This window comes from Pseudomonas sp. SW-3 (assembly GCF_016615645.1).
In the GTDB taxonomy this organism is placed as follows: Bacteria; Pseudomonadota; Gammaproteobacteria; order Pseudomonadales; family Pseudomonadaceae; genus Aquipseudomonas; species Aquipseudomonas mandelii.
This window is the reverse complement of record NZ_CP067098.1, coordinates 1,168,955-1,189,676: the sequence shown is the minus strand read 5'-3', so window position 1 is coordinate 1,189,676 and position 20,722 is coordinate 1,168,955. Positions and strand designations below refer to the sequence as shown.

The following is a 20,722-nucleotide window of genomic DNA, read 5'->3' as shown; positions in this document are numbered from 1 at the left end:
TGTCAGGCACACCGCGTTCGCGGGCAAGCCTCGCTCCTACGGTTTTTTATGCCTGCCTTAACCCCATCGGGCCACCCCACAGGCTCGCCCGAGATAGAGACGGATGCAGATTATGCACAGGCTAAAGCACGGCCTACTTCAGGCCGCCGGTTGGCTGTTTTACCTAAGTTTATTGATGGGCATCGCCATGGCGTTGCCTGCGTCCACATTCGATTCCGATTCGAAGGATTTTATCTTCCTCATCGGTTTCATCGGCATCTGGCGCTACTCGATGGGCGCCACGCACTTTGTGCGCGGGATGCTGTTTCTGTACGTGGTCTACCCGCACCTGCGGCGCAAAGTGCGCAAGCTGGGTGACGCGGCAAACCCGTCCCATGTTTTCTTGATGGTCACCAGCTTCCGTATCGACGCGCTGACCACCGCCCAGGTCTACGCCTCCGTCATTCGCGAAGCGATCGACTGCGGCCTGCCGACCACCATGGTCTGCTCCATCGTCGAAATGTCCGATGAAAAGCTGGTGAAAAGCCTTTGGACGAAGATGAATCCGCCGGATCGGGTCAAGCTCGACTTCGTGCGCATTCCCGGCACCGGCAAGCGTGATGGCCTGGCCTACGGTTTCCGCGCCATCTCCCGCCACCTGCCGGACGACCGCGCAGTGGTTGCAGTGATCGATGGCGACACCGTGCTCGCCGAGGGCACCGTGCTCAAGACCGTGCCGTGGTTCCAGCTGTTCGGCAATGTCGGCGGCCTGACCACCAACGAGTTCTGCGAAGTGCGCGGCGGCTACATCATGAGCGAATGGCACAAACTGCGATTCGCCCAGCGCCACATCAACATGTGCTCGATGGCCTTGTCCAAGCGCGTACTGACCATGACCGGCCGGATGTCGGTGTTTCGCGCAACCGTGGTCACCAACCCGGACTTCATCGCCGACGTGGAAAGCGACTCGCTGCAACACTGGCGCCTGGGCCGCTTCAAGTTCCTGACCGGTGACGACAAGTCGAGCTGGTTCAGCCTGATGCGCCTGGGCTACGACACGTTCTACGTGCCGGACGCCGCGATCCACACCGTGGAGCATCCGCCGGAAAAAAGCTTCATCAAGGCCAGTCGCAAACTGATGTTCCGCTGGTACGGCAACAACCTGCGCCAGAACGCCCGCGCCCTGGGCCTGGGGGTTAAACGCCTCGGCCTGTTCACCTCGGTGGTGCTGTTCGATCAGCGCGTGTCGATGTGGACCTCGTTGCTGGGCTTGACGGTCGCGCTGATCGCCAGCTTCAAGTACGGCACCGCGTTCATCCTGGTGTACCTGCTGTGGATCGGCATTACCCGCCTGATCCTGACCGTGCTGCTGTCGTTGTCCGGTCACCGGATCGGCCCGGCCTACCCGGCGATTCTCTATTACAACCAGATCGTCGGCGCGCTGGTGAAGATCTACGTGTTCTTCCGCCTCGACCAACAGTCCTGGACTCGCCAGCCCACTTCCCTGACCCGTGACCTCGCCAGCTTTCAACGTTGGTTCAACACCTGGTCGTCTCGGACCATGACCTTCTCCGCCGGCAGCATCTTTGTTGCCGTGCTGCTGATGATGGTCTGACCGCCCCCTTATTGAATTAACCAGGAAAACGCCCCTATGAATACCGCCGTCAACGCCAACGTAGTGCATGAGTCAGAAGCCCAGCGCCAACACGCCCGAGTGAAAATCCCGGCCAAGCTGCGTTTCTTCGGTCCCGACCGGACCCCGGTAGAAGCTCGAGTGATCGACCTCTCCGCTGGCGGCCTGGCCTTCAACGCCGGTCAGCTGCCGCTGAAAACCGGCGATGTGTACAAGGCGCGCCTGCAATTCGTCATCGATAACCTCGGTCTGGCCATGGACGTGGAATTGCTGATCCGCTCCGTCGACCGCCAGACCGGCCGCATCGGTTGTCAGTTCCAGAACCTGGAACCCCAGGATATTTCCACCCTGCGTCACCTGATCACCTCGCACCTGGCCGGCGACATCGTCAGCATGGGTGAAGTGCTGGCCACCCTGCAGCGCGACAACTTCACCAAGGCGCGCAAGATGAAGGACGGCGGCCACGGCATGACCGCGTTCGGTCGTCTGCGCGCCGTGACCTTCAGCCTGGCGATTTTCATCGTCGGCCTCGCAGCGTTCGGTTTCATCTTCAAGTCGGTGTACGGCATGTACTTCGTCAGCCACGCCCAGGCGGGCCTGGTCAGCGTGGCAGGCATGAACATCACCATGCCCCGCGACGGCACCGTACAGAGCCTGATCAAGGCTGACGGCGTTGCTGCCAAAGGCGCGCCGCTCGCAACGTTCAGCACCAGCATGCTCGACGTACTCAAGGGCCATCTGGACGACAACCAACTGCAACCGGCCAAGGTTGAAGAACTGTTCGGCAAGCAAATGACCGGCACCCTGACCTCGCCGTGCGATTGCACCGTGGCCCAGCAACTGGTCGCCGACGGTCAGTACGCCAGCAAAGGCGACGTGATCTTCCAACTGGTGCCGCGCAACAGCGAAGCCAATGTTGAAGCGCGCTTCTCCTATCGCCAGTTCGGCGATGTGCTGCCAGGCAACACGGTCAGCTTCCAGATCGCCGGTGAAGACAAAACCCGCAGCGGCAAGATCGTCAGCAGCACCAGCCTGAAAAGCGCCGACCTTTCCTCGGACATCCGCGTGCTGATCCAGCCTGACGAGCCACTCGACAGCAAGTTCGCCGGTCGCCCGGTTGAAGTGAACAGCACCCGTGGTCCGAACCTGAACTGGCTGATCGACAAAGCCATGGCCGCCGGTATTTAAGCAGAGGACATGCCCGTGACTAGCCCACTCAGAATCCTGCCGGTCCCGCTGACCCTGGCCATGGCAATTGCTCTGGCCGGTTGTGCCGGCCTTCCAGACCAACGTCTGGCTAACGAAGCCCTCAAGCGCGGTGACACCGCGCTGGCGGCGCAGAATTACCAGCAACTGGCAGACCTGGGCTACAGCGAAGCACAGGTTGGCCTGGCCGATATCCAGGTCGATAGCCGTGACCCGGCGCAGATCAAACAGGCCGAGGCGACTTATCGCGCCGCGGCCAGCGTCTCGCCGCGGGCCCAGGCTCGCCTGGGTCGTCTGCTGGTGGCCAAACCCGGCTCCACCGAAGCCGAACAGCACGAAGCCGAAGGCCTGTTGAAAAAAGCCTCGGCCGCTGGCGAAGGCAACACCCTGATCCCGCTGGCGATGCTGTACCTGCAATACCCGCACAGTTTCCCCAACGTCAACGCCCAGCAGCAGATCAGCCAATGGCGCGCCGAGGGCAAACCGGAAGCGGGCCTGGCTCAAGTGCTGCTCTATCGCACCCAGGGCACTTACGACCAGCACCTGGACGAAGTGGAAACCATCTGCAAAGCGGCGTTGAACACCACCGACATCTGCTACGTCGAACTGGCCACGGTCTATCAGAAACAGGCCAAGCCTGAGCAACAGGCCGAGCTGATCAAGCAGATGCAAGCCGCTCACGCTCGCGGCACGGTCACCGCTCAACGCGTGGACAGTGTGGCTCGCGTATTGGGCGATGCGAGCCTGGGCAAGACCGACGAGAAAACCGCTCAGTCGCTGCTCGAAGGCATCGCTCCGGGCTACCCCGCTTCCTGGGTCAGCCTCGCACAATTGCTCTACGACTTCCCGGAACTGGGCGACGTCGACACGATGATGAAGTATCTGGACAACGGCCGCGCCGCCGACCAGCCGCGCGCCGAACTGTTGCTGGGCAAGCTCTATTACGAAGGCAAAATGGTGCCGGCCGACGCGAAGGCTGCCGAAGAACACTTCAAGAAAGCCGTCGACCGAGAAGTGGCCGCCGATTACTACCTCGGCCAGATCTACCGTCGCGGTTACCTGGGCCAGGTCTATTCGCAGAAAGCGCTGGACCACCTGCTCAAGGCTGCGCGCAACGGCCAGAACAGCGCCGACTTCGCCATTGCCCAACTGTTTTCCCAAGGCAAGGGCACCAAGCCCGACCCGCTTAACGCTTACGTCTTCAGCCAATTGGCCAAGACGCAGAACACCCCGCAAGCCACCGAGCTTGCGCAAACACTCGAAGCCCAACTGCCGCCTGCCCAGCTCGCCGAGGCCAAACGCCTGTTGAAACAAGAACAGGACGTTCGTGGTGCCTTGAGCCAGAACACGCTGGAACTGCATGCCCTGCAAGAAGAAGACGGCGAGGAATCCCTATGAAGCTGAATCCATTCGTGAAGGCCGGTATTGGCCTGTCGTTCGCCCTGTTGTGGTCGTGCCCGACCCTGGCGGCCCTGACTGAAAGCAAAAACTACGGCCTTGATGTGAAAATCACCGGCCAGTCCCAAGACGACACCGATCTGGGCACCGCAAGCGGCGGCGACGTCAACGGCGTCGGCCTCGACCTGCGTCCATGGATCTACGGCGAGAGCGGCGCGTGGAGCGGCTACGCCATGGGTCAGGCCGTGACGTCCACCGACATCATCGAGACCGACACGCTGCAGCAGTCCGACAGCGACGGCACCCAGACCACCGACAACGGTGATCGCAAGAGCAAGAAAAACTACCTGGCGATGCGCGAGTTCTGGGTCGGCTACAGCGGCCTGACGCCGTACCCTGGCGAGATCCTCAAGCTCGGTCGCCAGCGCCTGCGCAACGACGACGGCCAATGGCGCGACACCAACATCGAAGCCCTGAACTGGACCTTCGACACCACCCTGTTGCGTGCCAACGCCGGTGTGGCCGAACGCTTCAGCGAATACCGCACCGACCTCACCGAGCTGGCCCCGAAAGACAAGGATCGCCTGCACGCTTACGCCGATGCGGCGTATCAGTGGACGCCGGGCAACTGGGTCGGCATTCGTGGTCATCACACCCACGATGACGGCAAGCTTGACTATCCGCAACCTGGTGTTCCGGCCGATTCTCTGGACAAGAAAGAGAACGGCGACATCAGCTGGATCGGCCTGACCGCCGACAGCGATGCCTACAACTGGCGCAACACCAACACCGTCAATTACTGGGGCAGCGTCACTGGCATGAGCGGCGACCGCGACACGGTCAATCCGCTGAACGCCGACGGCACTCCGCCGGCACAAGCCAAGACCAGCGGCAACGTCGATGGCTGGGCCACTGACCTGGGCGTGCGTCTGCGCCTCGATCCGCAATGGCAAGTCGGTGCAGCCTATGCCCGCGCCAGCGCCGATTACGAACAGAACGGCCTGGAAAGCAATCGCTCGAACTACACCGGTACCCGTTCGCGGGTTCACCGTTTCGGCGAAGCCTTCCGTGGCGAAATGAACAACATGCAGACCGCTACGCTGTTCGGTTCGTGGATGCTCAACGACGAATACGACGCCAGCGTGATCTACCACAAATTCTGGCGTGTCGACGGCAACAAGCCGGTCGGCAGCAACGGCATCAACGCCGTGCAGAACGACACCGATGACGTGACCGGCGCCGTGCTCTCCAGCACGTCCCTGCCGCTGGAAGATGGCAACAAAGACCTCGGCCAGGAAATGGACGTGGTCGTCACCAAGTACTTCAAGCAAGGCCTGCTGCCGGCCTCCCTGAGTCAGTCGATCGATGAGCCTTCGGCCCTCGTGCGCTTGCGTGGCGGTGTGTTCAAGCCGGGCGATGCGTATGGCAAAGGCGTCGACTCGTACATGCACCGCGCGTTTATCGACGTGATCTGGCGCTTCTGATGCGAACCGCGAAGGGAGTTCCTGACATGAACAGTCCGAAGAGAGGCTCGTTGACCTTGCTGGCCGGCGCGATGCTGCTGGCCAGCTCGGCGGCCTTCGCCACTGCGGAGCCGGTAGCGCCCGCGCAGAAAGGGCAGCCGGCGACCATTGCCAAGGGGCTGCAACAGGCCAAGACCTACACCGTCAACAGCGCGCCGACCGAGCCGCTGGAACTGGCTGCGCCGAAACTGCCGGACACCTCCGGCTACACCGCCGAAGCCATCGCCGCGAAAGTCGTGCGCACCAAGGCCGGCAAAATCAGCGTGCGCCGGATGATGCAGGAGAACGCCCTGAAGGACTTCATCGGCGGCGATAACAAGATGGCCGAGTGGGTGGTGCGTCAGCACGGCATCCCACAGGCGATCTTCGTCGACGACGGCTACATGAACCTCAAGGATCTGGCCAAGAAACTGCCCAAGCAGTACTTCAGCGAAACCTCGCCGGGTGTGTTCCTGGCGAAGTTGCCGATCGTGGTAGGTGAGAAAGGCATCCTGGAAATCGACAAGCAGACCCAGGAACTGCGCCTGTCCCAAGAGTCCGGTTCGTTCCTGGTCAACGACGGCCAGCTGTTTGTGCGTGATACCAAAATCACTGGCTGGAGCGAGAAGGCAAACGGCCCGGCGGCCTTCAAGTCGCCGAAGGAATTCCGTCCGTTCCTGCTGTCCTGGGGCGGCACCCAGACCTACATCGCCAACAGCAAGATCGCCAGTTTCGGCTACGCCAACAGTAAGTCTTACGGCGTGAGTATTTCCCAGTACACGCCGAACATGGCCAAGGTGCTCAAGCGTCCTGAACCGACCGGCTGGATCGTCGGCTCCGAGTTCTCGGACATGTGGTACGGCTTCTACTGCTACGAGACCCGCGACTTCGTGGTCAAGGGCAACACTTACAAAGACAACATCGTCTACGGCATTGACCCGCATGACCGTTCCCACGGACTGATCATCGCGGACAACACCGTATTCGGGACCAAGAAGAAGCACGGGATCATTATTTCCCGTGAGGTCAACGACAGTTTCATCTTCAACAACCGCAGCTACGACAACAAGTTGTCGGGCATGGTGATTGACCGTAACAGCGTGAACAACGTCATCGCCTACAACGAGATCTACAAGAACCACACCGACGGCATCACCCTCTACGAGAGTGCTGACAACCTGCTGTGGGGCAACAAGGTGATCAGCAATCGCCGCCACGGCATCCGTATTCGTAACAGCGTGAACATCCGCCTCTACGAAAACCTCGCCATGGCCAACGGCCTGACCGGCGTCTACGGCCACATCAAAGACCTGAGCGACACCGACCGGGACATCAAGCTCGACCCGTTCGACGCCCAGGTGTCGCTGATCATCGTCGGTGGCGAACTGGCCGGCAACGGCAGCGGACCGCTGTCCATCGACTCGCCGCTGAGCGTCGAGTTGTATCGCGTATCCATGCTCGCCCCGACCAAATCCAGCGGCATCAGCTTCAACGGAATCCTTGGCGAGCGCCAGGATGAAATTCTCGACCTGCTGGTGCGCCAGCAGAAAGCCGTGCTGATCGACCCTGTCGAACGCCAGACCGAAATGCAGGACTGAGGATAATTTTATGCACCCACACTTGATCAAATTACTCAGCCTGTCGGCCCTGACCGCCGGCATTCTCGCGGCCAGCGCCGGCGTCCGTGCCGATGAAGCTGCCAGTAAAGTAAGTCCGCCGAGCTTCAGCGCCGAACCGTGCTGCAACCTGTGCCCCGAAGCCCATGACGCGAAGAACTACACCACGCGTTATCAGCAGAACTTCACCACGCTGGTGCAGGCTCAGGGCGACTGGCTGTTCCGGACCCAGGAAGACTTGCGCACCGAATTCGACACCACCCCCGCCGGCTACAAACGCATGAAAGAGCTGCACGATGCGTTCAAGAGCAAAGGCGTGGAACTGGTCATCGTTTACCAGCCCACCCGTGGTCTGGTGAACCGCAACAAACTGAATCCGGAAGAAAAAGCCAAATACGATTTCGACAAGGCGCTGAAGAACTACAAGACCATGCTCGGTCGTTTCGCCGCCATGGGCTACGTGGTTCCGGACCTGTCGCCGCTGACCAACGAATCGCTGCCCGACACCCTGCCGGCCCACGACTTCTACTTCCGCGGCGACCAACACTGGACGCCGTATGGCGCCCAGCGCACGGCGAAAATCGTCGGCGAGAAAATCAAGCAACTGCCTGAGTTCGCTGACATTCCCAAGCGCGAATTCGAGAGCCATAAGTCGGGTCGCATGGGCAAGACCGGAACATTACACAACATGGCCGGTCAACTCTGTGGCACCAGCTACGCGATCCAGTACATGGATCAGTTCACCACCGAGCCCAAGGGCGAAGCGGCCGACGGCGACCTGTTCAGTGACTCCGGCAATCCCGAGATCACCCTGGTCGGCACCAGCCACAGTGGCAAGAACTACAACTTCGCCGGTTTCCTCGAAGAGGCCATCGGCGCCGACATCCTCAACGTGGCGTTCCCCGGCGGTGGCCTAGAAGGTTCGATGCTGCAGTACCTGGGCAGCGAAGAGTTCCAGACCAAGCCGCCGAAGATTCTGATCTGGGAATTCTCGCCGCTCTATCGCCTCGACCAGGAAACCATCTACCGCCAGATGATGGCGCTGCTGGACAACGGTTGCGAAGGAAAGGATGCACAGATGACCGGCAGCACCACGTTGAAACCGGGCAAGAACGAATTAATGGTCAACAGCAAGAACCTGAACCTGCAAAACGGCAGTCACCAGGTCGACATCCGCTTCGCCGATCCATCGGTGAAAACTTTGCAAGCCACCCTCTGGTACATGAACGGTCGCCACGAGGACATCAAAATCGAAAAACCGGAAACTTCCGACACCGACGGGCGCTTTGCCTTTGAGTTGCGCACGGACGAAGACTGGGCCACGCAGAATGTGCTGGCCGTCGAAATCCAGGGCCCTGAAGCAGGTGCCACGCCACAGAAAGTCGAAGCGAAAATCTGCAAACGCAATGTATTCCCTGGCGCTGGGCAGCGTACCGCTCAAGCCGGGCAATGAGGCAACCTCTTATGACATGCATGCAAACCCGAACTTTGAAAAAGTTACTCGCGCCCTCCCTGCTGACGTTGGCGATGTTCGCCGGCGCCACCCAGGCCGCCGCGCCACTGCGCCCGCCACAGGGTTACTTCGCGCCGATTGAAAAAGTCAAAACCGGCGACAAGAGCGAAGGCTGTGATGCGATGCCGACGCCGTACACCGGCTCACTGCAATTTCGCAGCAAGTATGAAGGCTCCGACAAGGCCCGTTCGACCCTGAACGAGGCCTCGGAAAAAGCCTTCCGCGACACCACCGCCGACATCACCAAGATGGAGCGCGGCACCAGCAAGCGCGTGATGCAGTACATGCGTGACGGTCGTCCGGAACAACTGGAATGCACCCTGAATTGGTTGACCGCCTGGGCCAAGTCCGATGCGTTGATGTCCAAGGACTTCAACCACACCGGCAAGTCCATGCGCAAATGGGCATTGGGCAGCATGGCGTCGGCTTACATTCGCCTGAAGTTCTCCGATTCGCAACCGCTGGCCAACCATCAGCAAGAGTCGCAGTTGATCGAAGCCTGGTTCAGCAAAATGGCGGATCAGGTGGTCAGCGATTGGGACAACCTGCCGCTGGAAAAAACCAACAACCACTCGTACTGGTCCGCCTGGTCGGTGATGGCAACGTCCATCGCCACCAACCGTCGCGACCTGTTCGACTGGGCAGTGAAGGAATACAAAGTCGGCGCCAATCAGATTGACGCCCAGGGCTTCCTGCCCAACGAACTCAAGCGCCAGCAACGCGCCCTCGCCTACCACAACTACGCCCTGCCGCCGCTCGCGATGATCGCCAGTTTCGCTCAGGTCAACGGTGTGGACTTGCGTCAGGAAAACAACGGCGCGCTGAAACGCCTGGGTGACCGGGTGTTGTCGGGGGTTAAAGACCCGGACGAGTTCGAGAAAAAGAACGGCAAGGAACAGGACATGACCGACCTCAAGGTCGACTCGAAATTCGCCTGGCTCGAACCGTTCTGCACGCTCTACACCTGCTCGCCGGATGTGCTCGAGAAAAAACACGAGATGCAGCCGTTCAAGACCTTCCGCCTCGGGGGTGACCTGACCAAGGTCTACGACCCGGCCAACGAGAAAGGCAAAAAAGGTTCGTAGCCAAAGCACAAAACCTTGTAGGAGTGAGCCTGCTCGCGATTGCGGCCTGACATTCAACATTCATGTCGACTGACACGCCCTCATCGCGAGCAGGCTCACTCCTACAGAGGGTCAGTGTCAGGTTTGAGATTTGAGTAATGCCCTCTGGATTTTGATGGGGGGTTTGGGGGGGCCGTTGGCCCTTGACTGTTGGTTAAACATGGAGAGACCGGGATGGTATTTTCATCCAACGTGTTCCTGTTTTTGTTCCTGCCGATCTTTCTCGGCATGTACTACTTGAGCGGAATACGCTATCGCAACCTGCTGCTGCTGCTCGCCAGCTACGTGTTCTATGCCTGGTGGCGTGTGGACTTCCTTGCGCTGTTCGCAGCCGTCACGTTGTGGAACTACTGGATCGGCCTCAAAGTCGGTGCCGCAGGCGTTCGGACCAAACCGGCACAACGCTGGTTGCTGCTGGGCGTGGCCGTCGACCTGTGCATCCTCGGCTACTTCAAGTACGCCAACTTCGGCGTCGACAGCATCAACGCGATGATGACGTCGGTCGGTCTGTCGCCGTTCATCCTGACCCACGTGCTGTTGCCGATCGGGATCTCGTTCTACATCTTCGAGTCCATCAGCTACATCATCGACGTCTATCGGGGAGACACCCCGGCGACCCGCAATCTGATCGACTTTGCCGCATTCGTGGCGATCTTCCCGCACTTGATCGCCGGCCCGGTGTTGCGTTTTCGCGACCTCGCCGACCAGTTCAACAATCGCACCCACACCCTCGACAAGTTCTCCGAAGGTGCCACGCGGTTCATGCAGGGTTTCATCAAGAAGGTCTTTATCGCCGACACCCTCGCGGTGGTGGCCGACCATTGCTTTGCCTTGCAGAACCCGACCACGGGCGACGCCTGGCTGGGCGCCCTCGCCTACACCGCGCAGTTGTATTTCGACTTCTCCGGCTACAGCGACATGGCCATCGGCCTGGGCTTGATGATGGGTTTCCGCTTCATGGAAAACTTCAAGCAGCCGTACATCAGCCAGTCGATCACCGAGTTCTGGCGTCGCTGGCACATCAGCCTGTCGACCTGGTTGCGTGACTATCTGTACATCACCCTCGGCGGTAACCGTAAAGGCACGCTGATGACCTATCGCAACCTGTTCCTGACCATGCTGCTCGGTGGTCTGTGGCACGGCGCGAACATCACCTACATCATCTGGGGTGCGTGGCACGGCATGTGGCTGGCGATCGAAAAGGCCCTGGGCCTGAACACCTCGCCACGCAGCATCAACCCGATCCGCTGGGCCCTGACTTTCCTGCTCGTGGTCATGGGCTGGGTGATCTTCCGTTCGGAAAACCTGCACGTCGCCGGTCGCATGTACGGCGCGATGTTCAGCTTCGGCGAATGGTCGTTGTCGGAACTCAACGCGGCCAGCCTCACCGGCCTGCAAGTGGCGACCCTGGTCGTGGCTTACATGACCCTGGCGTTCTTCGGCATCCGCGATTTCTACAGCAACCTGCCGCCTGAGAAGACCAAGCCTGTGGTCAACGTCGAGGCCGATGGCCCGGCCGCTGCCACGCCTGGAATGATCAAAGCCGTACCGGGCGACAACCCGACCAGCATCCACGAGCCTGGCTACACCGTTGGCGTTGAAGCCACCGTGCAACCGGCCTACTGGACCGCGGACTGGTCCCGCTACGTGATGCGCACGCTGGTACTGGTGCTGTTCATCGCCTCGATTTTCAAACTCTCGGCGCAAAGCTTCTCGCCGTTCCTTTACTTCCAGTTCTGAGGGATCTGACCATGACCCGCTCATTACGTATCTTCTACATCGCCCTGTTCATGGTGACCCTGCTGGTGCTGGGCCTGTGGTCGACGCGCAGCTTCTTCGGCTTCAGCACCAACGCCGATGCGACGGTGCTCAATGGCCGCTGGGCCAAGGCTGTGGAAACGCACTACGACGAGGAGTTCCCGATCAAGCGCCTGGGCACCAACCTTTGGGCCGCGCTGGATTTCAAACTGTTCAACGAAGGTCGTCCGGGCGTTGTGCTCGGCCGCGATCAATGGCTGTACAGCGATGAAGAATTCAACCCGATCGTCAACGAAGAGTTGAACCTGCAAGGCAACTACGCGCTCGTAGAAGGCGTACGCCAGGAACTCAAGGCCAAAGGCGTGAAACTGGTGATGGCGATTGTGCCGGCCAAGACTCGCCTGTACCCGGAACACCTGGGCGCAGTGAAACCTTCGAGCATTCACGCCAACCTCTATGAAGACTTCCACGCTCGCGTGGCAGCCAACAAGATCATCGCGCCTGACCTGTTCGGCCCGATGCTCAAAGCCAAGCTGGACGGCGAGCAAGTGTTCCTGCGCACCGACACCCACTGGACCCCGGAAGGCGCGCAAATCGCCGCCGAGACCCTGGCCAAAACCATTGCCGAGAAAACCCCGCTCAGTGGCGAGCCGCAACGCTTCGTCACCGAACCTGCGGAGAAGGTCACGCACAAGGGCGACCTGCGGTTGTTCCTGCCGCTGGACCCGCTGTTCGAAAACCTGATGCCGAAGACCGAGCCGTTGCAAAAGCGCAACACCGTGGTCGCGCAAGACCAGCCTGCCGGTGATGACGCGCTGTTCGCCAACACCGAAGTGCCGGTGGCCCTGATCGGCACCAGCTACAGCGCCAACCCTAACTGGAACTTCGTCGGGGCGCTGAAACAAGCGCTGAACAGCGACGTGGTCAATTACGCCGAAGACGGCCACGGCCCGATTCTGCCCATGCTCAGCTACCTGAAAAGTGATGCTTTCAAGAACAGCCCGCCACAGGTGCTGATCTGGGAGTTCCCTGAACGTTATCTGCCTGTGAACAACGAAATAGGCGACGCCGACCCGCAGTGGGTCGCAGAGCTCAAAGAAGCCGGCGCCCGCCAACAAAACGTAGCCGCAAACACTAAATCCGAGACGCCCGACCGGGCGCAAAACTGAAAGAGAGAGGTACTACCATGACTTTCACTACTACTCCTCGCCGTCTCGCCAAGACCTTCGCACTTGTTGCTGGCATGAGCGTGTTGTCGATGTCCGCCTTTGCTGGCGACGCTGCACTCTACGGCCCGACTGCACCGAAAGGTTCGAGCTTCGTCCGTGTCTACAACGCCGGTAACGCTGAAGTCAGCGCCACCGTCGGCAGCACCAACCTGGCCGAAGTCGCGCCGCTGTCCAGCACCGACTTCAGCTTCATGCCGGGCGGCGACTACAGCGCCAAGGTCGGCAGCCAGACCCTGCCGGTGAAACTGGCCGGTGATCACTATTACACCCTGGTCAACAACGCCAGCGGCGCGCCGCAACTGATCGAAGAGCCGCCGTTCAAGAACAAGCAGAAATCCCTGGTTCGCGTGCAGAACCTCAGCGACAAGGCCCTGACCCTGAAAACCGCTGACGGCAAGACCGAAGTGGTTCCATCCGTAGCGGCCAAGGGCCGTGGCGAACGTGAAATCAACCCGGTCAAAGTCAGCCTGGCCCTGTACGACGGCGCGACCAAAGTCGGCGACGTGAAACCGGTTGCCCTGGAACGCGGTGAAGCCGCCGTGCTGTACGTCACCGGTAAAGGCAGCAGCCTGTCGCCAGTCTGGGTAAAACGCCCGGTTTCGACGCGCTAAACATTTTGCCTGACTGACGCTGTTCCCTTGTGGGATCGAGCCTGCTCGCGATAGCGGTCTGACTTTCAACATTGATGTCGACTGATACGCCGCCTTCGCGAGCAGGCTCGCTCCCACATTGAACCGCAGTGCCAGTCGGGACACGGAATAAGAACAAGAGTGAAACGACAGAACGCAGTAGCTCTGACCCATACGATTTTCAAGGAGTAACAACATGATTCCGGTGATCTTGTCAGGTGGTAGCGGCTCACGTCTTTGGCCGCTTTCGCGTAAGCAATTCCCTAAACAGTTCCTCGCCCTGACCGGCGAACACACGCTGTTCCAGCAAACCCTGGAACGCCTGGTGTTTGAAGGCATGGACACCCCGATCGTGGTTTGCAACAAAGACCACCGCTTCATCGTCAACGAGCAGCTGAGCAACCGTAAACTGGAAACCCAGCGCATCCTGATGGAACCGTTCGGCCGCAACACGGCGCCGGCCGTGGCCCTGACCGCGATGATGCTGGTCAATGAAGGTCGCGACGAGTTGATGCTGGTGCTGCCGGCCGACCACGTGCTGGACGACCAGAAAGCCTTGCAACGTGCGCTGGCCCTGGCCACCGTCGCTGCCGAAAACGGCGAAATGGTGCTGTTCGGCGTTCCGGCCACCAAACCGGAAACCGGCTACGGCTATATCAAATCGACCGCTGACTCCCTGCTACCCGAAGGCGTCAGCCGCGTCTCGCACTTCGTCGAAAAACCGGACGTCAAGCGCGCCACCGAGTTCGTCCAGTCCGGCGGTTACTTCTGGAACAGCGGCATGTTCCTGTTCCGTGCCAGCCGCTTCCTGGAAGAGCTGAAAAAACACGATCCAGACATCTACGACACCTGCCTGCTGACGCTTGAACGCAGCGAACAGGATGCCGACACCGTCACCATCGACGAGGCGACTTTCGCCTGCTGCCCGGACAATTCCATCGATTACTCGGTCATGGAAAAAACCCAGCGCGCCTGCGTCGTACCGCTGACCGCCGGCTGGAGCGATGTCGGTTGCTGGTCGTCGCTGTGGGAAGTGAACGAAAAAGACGCCAACGGTAACGTCACCAAAGGCGACGTGGTCATTCAGGACAGCAAGAACTGCATGATCCACGGCAACGGCAAACTGGTGTCGGTGATCGGCCTGGAAAACATCGTGGTCGTCGAAACCAAGGACGCCATGATGATCGCCCACAAGGACAAGGTCCAAGGCGTGAAACAGATGGTCAACACCCTCAACGAGCAGGGCGGCAGCGAGACCCAGAACCACTGCGAAGTCTATCGTCCGTGGGGCTCCTACGACTCGGTGGACATGGGCGGCCGTTTCCAGGTCAAGCACATCTCGGTCAAGCCGGGCGCGTGCCTGTCCCTGCAAATGCACCATCACCGCGCCGAACACTGGATCGTGGTCAGCGGCACGGCGGAAGTGACCTGCGACGAAAACGTGTTCCTGCTCTGCGAGAACCAGTCGACCTACATCCCGATCGCCTCGGTTCACCGCCTGCGCAACCCGGGCAAGATTCCACTCGAGATCATCGAAGTGCAATCGGGCAGCTACCTGGGTGAAGACGATATCGAGCGGTTCGAAGATATCTACGGTCGCTCCACCCCGATCGAACGCGGCGTGTCGGTGAAAACCATCGCGCAGTAAGCGTTCAGTAAAACAAAAGCCCCCGTCCAGTCCGCTGCGTTTTCCCTATCCGCAGCGGGTTGGTCGGGGGCTTTTTTGTTCGTTACCACGCTCTGCGTGGGAGTTCAGCCCAGGATGCTCCGCATCCCATTGGAACGCGCAATGTCCATTCCCTCAGCCCTTCGGTAGGATGGTGGCCATGAGTTCAAGGAGCGTTCAAACATGTTCATCGGCGTCTTGCTGGTTATTACCTGGCTGATCCTGTTGCTGCGCTACCCGGCCAAGGCCTTGCCCGTCTCGGTGGCGGCCGCCATCGGCCTGGGTCTGGTGGCCACGTGGGTGATCTGGATGGACAACCGCGAGGTCAAGCAACTGGCGCGCCTGGAGTTGCGCATCACCTACGCGCCGGAACACTGCCCGGCAGACCGGCCGTTGAAACTGACCATGAACAACGGCAACGACGTGCCGCTGACCGAGTTGCGCTGGCGTGTCGCCGCGTATGCGCCGGGCGATACGGTCAATCTGGCCGACAATCAATACACCGCCCCGCGCTATCGCGGCCCCGGCGAATTGCAAGCCGGCGCCACCTGGGAAGACTGCTTGCCCCTGCCGCCGCTGCGCCCTGGCTATCGCCCGCAAACCCTGGAGTTTCGCGCCGAGCGTTTGCAGGGTAGTTTCTCCGACTGATCCCCCTACTTCTTTTTGCACAAGGACCGCGCCATGCCCGTTGCATTGATTACCGGTTGTTCCAGCGGCATCGGCCGCGCCCTCGCCGATGTGTTCAAAGGGGCCGGATACGAAGTCTGGGCCAGCGCCCGCAAGGCTGAAGATGTGGCCGCGTTGGCCGCCGCCGGATTCACGGCCATACAGCTGGACGTCAACGACGGCGCGGCGCTGGAACAGTTGAGCGAGCGGATCAACCAGCAACATGGCGGCCTCGATGTGCTGATCAACAACGCCGGCTATGGCGCCATGGGGCCGCTGCTCGACGGCGGTGTGCCGGCGATGCAGCGCCAATTCGAAACCAATGTGTTCGCGATTGTTGGCGTGACCCGCGCGCTGTTCCCGGTGTTGCGTCGGGCCAAAGGGATCGTGGTAAACATCGGCAGCGTTTCCGGGGTGTTGGTCACACCGTTTGCCGGCGCGTATTGCGCCTCGAAAGCCGCTGTCCATGCCTTGAGCGATGCATTGCGCATGGAGCTGGCGCCGTTCGGTATCCATGTGATGGAAGTACAGCCGGGCGCCATCGAATCCAGCTTCGCCAAGAATGCCGGGCATGAGGCGGAGCAGTTAATCACCGAGCAATCGCCGTGGTTTCCCTTGCGCGAAGGTATTCGTGCGCGGGCCAAGGCCTCTCAGGATAAACCGACCCCGGCCAAGGAGTTTGCCGGTGGTTTGCTCAAGGCTGTGCAGCAGCGCAAACCTCCGCGCCTGATTCGTCTGGGCAACGGCAGCCGGGCGTTGCCGTTGTTGGCGGGGTTGCTGCCTAAAGGGTTGCTGGAGGCGGGGTTGATGAAGCGGTTCGGGCTTAGGGGGCAACTGTAGGACTGCGTTATCGTTTTTCGCGGGCAAGCCTCGCGCCTACAGGCTCGCGTCGTTCGCAATATTTGCCCAGGCTTGCCCGCGAAGACGTCAGACCAGACGCTGCAAAAACTCAGGAAACAACCATGACCGACTACACCGACTACTTCGACGAAGTCATCCAGGCCCACGTCGCCATCGAACAATGGCTGGCCGAAGAACGAGACGACTCGGCACTTGAACAACTGCTGAGCCGGTTTTCACCACAGTTTTCCATGATCTCGCCCCTCGGCCGGGTGCTGGATTTCGAAGCGTTGAGCGAGTTGTTCTTGCTGGCCGGCGGGAAGAAGCTTGGCTTCAGGATCGAGCTCAGCGAGTTGCGGGGTATTGCACTGTACGACGGTGGCGCGGTGGTGGGTTATCGCGAGCAGCAGACCGATGCGACGGGCCTGCACTCGGATCGCCGCTCGACAGTAGTGTTTGAGAAACAGGCCGGTGGCAAGGTGGTTTGGCGACATTTGCATGAGACGTTTTGCAAGGGCTGAGCCTTTGTCTTATGCCTGACGGACCGAGTCAGTTAACCACGACCGTGCACGTAATCCCCGCCGCCAAAAGAACACCTTCCGGCACTTCATCAATGTGAATCCGCACCGGCACTCGCTGCGCCAGGCGCACCCAGTTGAACGTCGGGTTCACATCCGCAATCAGCTCGCGGCTCTCCGGGTTGTCCCGGTCGTAGATGCCACGGGAGATGCTTTCCACATGCCCCTTCAACACCTCGCCGCTCATCAACTGCATGTCGGCCTTATCGCCCACCCGCACATGCGGCAGTTTGGTTTCTTCGAAGAAGCCATACACCCAGAATGAGTTCATATCGACCACAGCCATTTTCGCTTCGCCGATGCGCGCGTAGTCACCGCGATGCACGTTGAGGTTGGTGACATAGCCGTCCACCGCAGCACGGACCTCGGTGCGTTTGAGGTTCAGTTCAGCCGCTTCCAGTTGTGCCTGGGCATGCTGGTAATCGGCCAGGGCCGAGTCGGCGATGTTGCTGGCGTCGTCGCGGTTTTCCTTCGATATCACCAAGGCGTCCATGTCGGCGCGGCGATGGGCGTTGACCTTGCGCATCTCCCACGTCGACTTGCGCGAGGCCACCAGGGCCTGCGCCTGTTTGACCGCGATGCGGTAGTGCTCGGGGTCGATGCGCATCAGCAGATCGCCCTTCTTCACTTGCTGGTTGTCGCGCACCGGCACGTCCACCACTTCCCCGGTGACGTCGGCGGCAACGTTGATGATGTCGGCGCGCACCCGGCCGTCGCGGGTCCACGGCGTGTCCATGTAATGCACCCAAAGGGTCCGGCCGATCCATATCGCGAGGGCCAGTACCAGCAACGTGGCGAGCAGGCTGAAAAGCTTTTTCATCAGGGCCTTCTTCAGAAATAGAGAGTCAACGGTAGATCGTCAGCGCCAGAGCGCCGAACAGACAGGTAAACAGGCTCAGGCGCAGCAGCGCCGGGTGCCAGAAGAAACGGTACAGATCGAACCCGGACAGGAACCGGTCCAGCGCCCAGGCCAGCGCCGCGGCGATGAAAAACATCAGCGTCATGGTGGGCATATACACACCGTGGAAGGCGATTTCACGAGGCATGTTCAAGTCCTTGGGGCCGGGTCCCGGCGTAGGCGGCGAGCGGTGATTGCGGGTCCAGCAGCGAGGTGCGGATGAAGTGCAAATAGCTCTTCACCCGCCGCAACGCGGAGGTATCGAAGTGCGGCGCGAACGGTTCGTCGGTGGCTTGCACGCGGCTGATGGCATGGTCGACCGCGATCAGGCCGCGCTCCAGATTGCTCGGGCTCGGTTGCAGAAATAGCCGCACCAGCGAGCGGCCCATCACGCGGATTGCCTGGCGCCACGGCTGGGATTCGGCGTAGGCCGGATGCACCGGCAGAATCGCCTGTTCCTTGCGCAACTCGATGATCGCGTGGCCGACTTCCAGCACCACGAACATCCAGCGCAGCAAATCCCGTTGCACCTGCGGCTGACCCACCGCGAGGCCGTAAGCCTGATGCAGCAAGTCCCGGGTGCGGCTTTCGAAACTCGAAGCCAGGCCCTTGAGCTTGCCGCTGATCGCATACACCACTTGCCCACGCAAATCTTGCTCGAGCCGGCGCCACAACCAGCGGCTGTTCGGCGGCAGAATGATCGCCCCGGCCGCCGCGCACACCAGCATGCCGAGCACCATGGCGATGTAGTCGTTGATGAACGCGTAAGGGTTGTAGACGGTGAGGTTGTCCGGCACCGAACCGGTGCTGAAGAAGATCAGCAACCCGAGGCCGACACCGGCATATTGCGGCCGCGACGTGAGGAACGAACCGAGCACGATCACCGGCGCGAGCATCACGCACAGCAAGGGAAAACCGTCGATCCACGGGAAGATGAAAAACATCTCGACGAAGCCGATCAGTGCCCCGAGGAATGTGCCGCAGGCCATCTGGAACGCCATGCGTTTCGGGTTCGGTGTCGCCGCAGACAGACCGACGGTAGCCGCAGCGATCAGCGTCATGGTCGCCCCGCTCGGCCACGCCGTCGCCACCCAATAACTGCCCAGCACCACCAGAATGAACGCCGCCCGTATCCCCGACGCCGCCGAGGCCATCCAGTTGGTTTGCGGGGTGAACGGTTCGTCCCATTGCTCGCGCGCATGGCTGTGATCGGCCAGTGAAGCGTGGGTCTGTGCATAACTGTGCAACTCGTCGACGAAGCGATAGAGCAGTTCGTAGGCGGTATGAAAATCGAGCTGCTCGGCGTCGCTCGGACCACTTTCCTGAAAGGTCGCCCGCAGGCTGCGAACCCGCGCCGGCAAGTTTTCCTTGTAAGTCGCCAAGGCGCTGGCCAGGCGTGCGGCATCGGGGCTGGTCAAGGCGCGACCGCTGAAGCCATCGAGCAATTCCGCCAGGTCCTGCAACCCCGGTTTGATCGCCGCCACCACGTGGTCAGCGCCGCTGCTGCGCAAGCGTTCGAGCAATTGGTGCAAGGCGTTGAAGCGCGTAGTGATGCCCATGAATTCGCTGTTCAAGCGACTCAGTCGTCCGTTGCGTCGACGCATGTGCGGGTCTTCGAACACGGTGACGCTACGCAGCCCTTCCAGCCCGACGGCCTCGGCAATAAAGCGCACGTTACTGGCTTCGAAAGCCTCGGGTTTGCTGCGACCGCGCAAGCCATCGGTAACGAACAAGGCGAACACACCAAAGCGCTGATACAAGGCGTTGCGCATCGCCGCGCTGGCGGTTTGCGGAAGGATCGCGGCGCTGACCACGGTGGCGCAAAGAATCCCCAGCGAGATCTCCAACACCCGCCAGACCGCGGCCATGAACGCGCCGTCCGGGTGGGCCAACGCGGGCAAACCGACCATCGCGGCGGTGTACCCGGCGAGCACGAAACCGTAGGCGCGAAAATTGCGATAACGCGCCGCGCCGGCCGAGCAGAGGCCGACCCAGATCGCCAGCGAGCCGAGGAACAGTTCGGTGTTCTGGGCGAACAAGGCAATCAACGCGACCATCACCGCTGACCCGGCCAGCGTGCCGAGAAAGCGGTAAAAACTCTTGGCGAACACCTGGCCGCTTTGCGGTTGCATGACGATGAACACGGTGATCATCGCCGTGCGCGGTTGCGGCAACTCCAGACGCATCGCCAGCCACAGGGTGAGGAACGCGGCGAACAGCACTTTGAAAATGTAGACCCAGGTCACGCCGTCGCTGCGTGCCCAGTCGAAGAAACCCCGGCGCCATTCAAGGGAATACAGCCAGCGCAGAGGTGCGGGCGAGGGAGTCATGAGTATCCTGGAAGCACGTGAGGCAAAAGAGATTCTGTGGCGAGCGAGCTTGCTCGCGCCGGGCTGCGTAGCGGCCCCAATATTCGGGCAGCCACCTCACATGTTGTGAGTGCTGCGCACTCAAGCGGGAGCGAGCTCCCTCGCCACAAATGCGGAT

The 20,722-nt window shown here is 60.7% G+C and carries 17 protein-coding genes; 14 read left to right on the top strand and 3 right to left on the bottom strand.

The annotated features are described in order from the left end of the window. The first annotated feature begins 112 nt into the window (after window positions 1-112). From alg8 to JIO00_RS05145, 14 genes are all read left to right on the top strand, one after another. Window positions 113-1,594, top strand: coding sequence for a mannuronan synthase (alg8, locus tag JIO00_RS05210; protein WP_370654476.1), 1,482 nt, complete (start codon window positions 113-115; stop codon window positions 1,592-1,594). A gap of 36 nt (window positions 1,595-1,630) precedes the next feature. Then, window positions 1,631-2,800, top strand: a complete 1,170-nt coding sequence (locus JIO00_RS05205) for an alginate biosynthesis protein Alg44 (RefSeq protein WP_077748266.1) — start codon at window positions 1,631-1,633, stop codon at window positions 2,798-2,800. A 9-nt stretch (window positions 2,801-2,809) separates the two neighbouring features. Next, complete coding sequence (gene algK, locus JIO00_RS05200) at window positions 2,810-4,216, top strand: alginate biosynthesis TPR repeat lipoprotein AlgK (RefSeq protein WP_010463115.1); 1,407 nt, start codon at window positions 2,810-2,812, stop codon at window positions 4,214-4,216. Beyond that, window positions 4,213-5,700 (top strand): alginate export family protein, encoded by a 1,488-nt coding sequence (locus tag JIO00_RS05195; RefSeq protein ID WP_010463117.1) that lies wholly within the window; start codon window positions 4,213-4,215, stop codon window positions 5,698-5,700. Before algK ends, JIO00_RS05195 begins: the two co-directional genes overlap by 4 nt. Before the next feature lie 26 nt (window positions 5,701-5,726). Continuing rightward, window positions 5,727-7,316 carry a mannuronan 5-epimerase AlgG gene (gene algG, locus JIO00_RS05190; protein WP_102595392.1) on the top strand — a complete coding sequence of 530 codons (1,590 nt, stop codon included), beginning with the start codon at window positions 5,727-5,729 and terminating at the stop codon, window positions 7,314-7,316. 10 nt (window positions 7,317-7,326) lie between these two features. Continuing rightward, window positions 7,327-8,787 carry an alginate O-acetyltransferase gene (locus tag JIO00_RS05185; protein WP_083374962.1) on the top strand — a complete coding sequence of 487 codons (1,461 nt, stop codon included), beginning with the start codon at window positions 7,327-7,329 and terminating at the stop codon, window positions 8,785-8,787. An 11-nt stretch (window positions 8,788-8,798) separates the two neighbouring features. Beyond that, complete coding sequence (locus JIO00_RS05180; RefSeq protein ID WP_010463124.1) at window positions 8,799-9,932, top strand: mannuronate-specific alginate lyase; 1,134 nt, start codon at window positions 8,799-8,801, stop codon at window positions 9,930-9,932. Between the two features lie 213 nt (window positions 9,933-10,145). Continuing rightward, window positions 10,146-11,711, top strand: a complete 1,566-nt coding sequence (locus JIO00_RS05175; RefSeq protein ID WP_077748261.1) for an MBOAT family O-acyltransferase — start codon at window positions 10,146-10,148, stop codon at window positions 11,709-11,711. Window positions 11,712-11,722: 11 nt separating this feature from the next. Next, window positions 11,723-12,898: an alginate O-acetyltransferase gene (locus JIO00_RS05170; RefSeq protein WP_010463127.1), complete on the top strand. Its 1,176-nt coding sequence runs from the start codon at window positions 11,723-11,725 to the stop codon at window positions 12,896-12,898. 17 nt (window positions 12,899-12,915) lie between these two features. After that, window positions 12,916-13,569: an alginate O-acetyltransferase AlgF gene (locus JIO00_RS05165; protein WP_042932354.1), complete on the top strand. Its 654-nt coding sequence runs from the start codon at window positions 12,916-12,918 to the stop codon at window positions 13,567-13,569. A 214-nt stretch (window positions 13,570-13,783) separates the two neighbouring features. Further along, window positions 13,784-15,235, top strand: a complete 1,452-nt coding sequence (locus JIO00_RS05160) for a mannose-1-phosphate guanylyltransferase/mannose-6-phosphate isomerase (protein WP_200667766.1) — start codon at window positions 13,784-13,786, stop codon at window positions 15,233-15,235. Window positions 15,236-15,436: 201 nt separating this feature from the next. Further along, entirely contained in the window at window positions 15,437-15,901 is a 465-nt protein-coding gene (locus JIO00_RS05155; RefSeq protein ID WP_010463133.1) for a hypothetical protein, read from the top strand. 33 nt (window positions 15,902-15,934) lie between these two features. Then, window positions 15,935-16,759, top strand: a complete 825-nt coding sequence (locus tag JIO00_RS05150; protein WP_200667765.1) for an SDR family oxidoreductase — start codon at window positions 15,935-15,937, stop codon at window positions 16,757-16,759. A 122-nt stretch (window positions 16,760-16,881) separates the two neighbouring features. Continuing rightward, window positions 16,882-17,280, top strand: a complete 399-nt coding sequence (locus JIO00_RS05145; protein WP_010463136.1) for a hypothetical protein — start codon at window positions 16,882-16,884, stop codon at window positions 17,278-17,280. A 28-nt stretch (window positions 17,281-17,308) separates the two neighbouring features. Here JIO00_RS05145 and JIO00_RS05140 read toward each other — a convergent pair whose 3' ends face one another. Genes JIO00_RS05140 through JIO00_RS05130 form a run of 3 tightly spaced genes read right to left on the bottom strand, consistent with a single transcriptional unit; the run spans window position 17,309 to window position 20,565 of the window. Further along, window positions 17,309-18,157 carry an efflux RND transporter periplasmic adaptor subunit gene (locus JIO00_RS05140; protein WP_010463139.1) on the bottom strand — a complete coding sequence of 283 codons (849 nt, stop codon included), beginning with the start codon at window positions 18,155-18,157 and terminating at the stop codon, window positions 17,309-17,311. Window positions 18,158-18,182: 25 nt separating this feature from the next. Then, on the bottom strand, window positions 18,183-18,383 hold the full coding sequence (locus JIO00_RS05135; protein ID WP_150798875.1) for a DUF1656 domain-containing protein: 201 nt from the start codon (window positions 18,381-18,383) through the stop codon (window positions 18,183-18,185). Then, window positions 18,373-20,565: an FUSC family protein gene (locus JIO00_RS05130; RefSeq protein ID WP_010463144.1), complete on the bottom strand. Its 2,193-nt coding sequence runs from the start codon at window positions 20,563-20,565 to the stop codon at window positions 18,373-18,375. The genes JIO00_RS05135 and JIO00_RS05130 overlap by 11 nt, the downstream gene beginning before the upstream one ends. Between the last annotated feature and the right edge of the window lie 157 nt (window positions 20,566-20,722).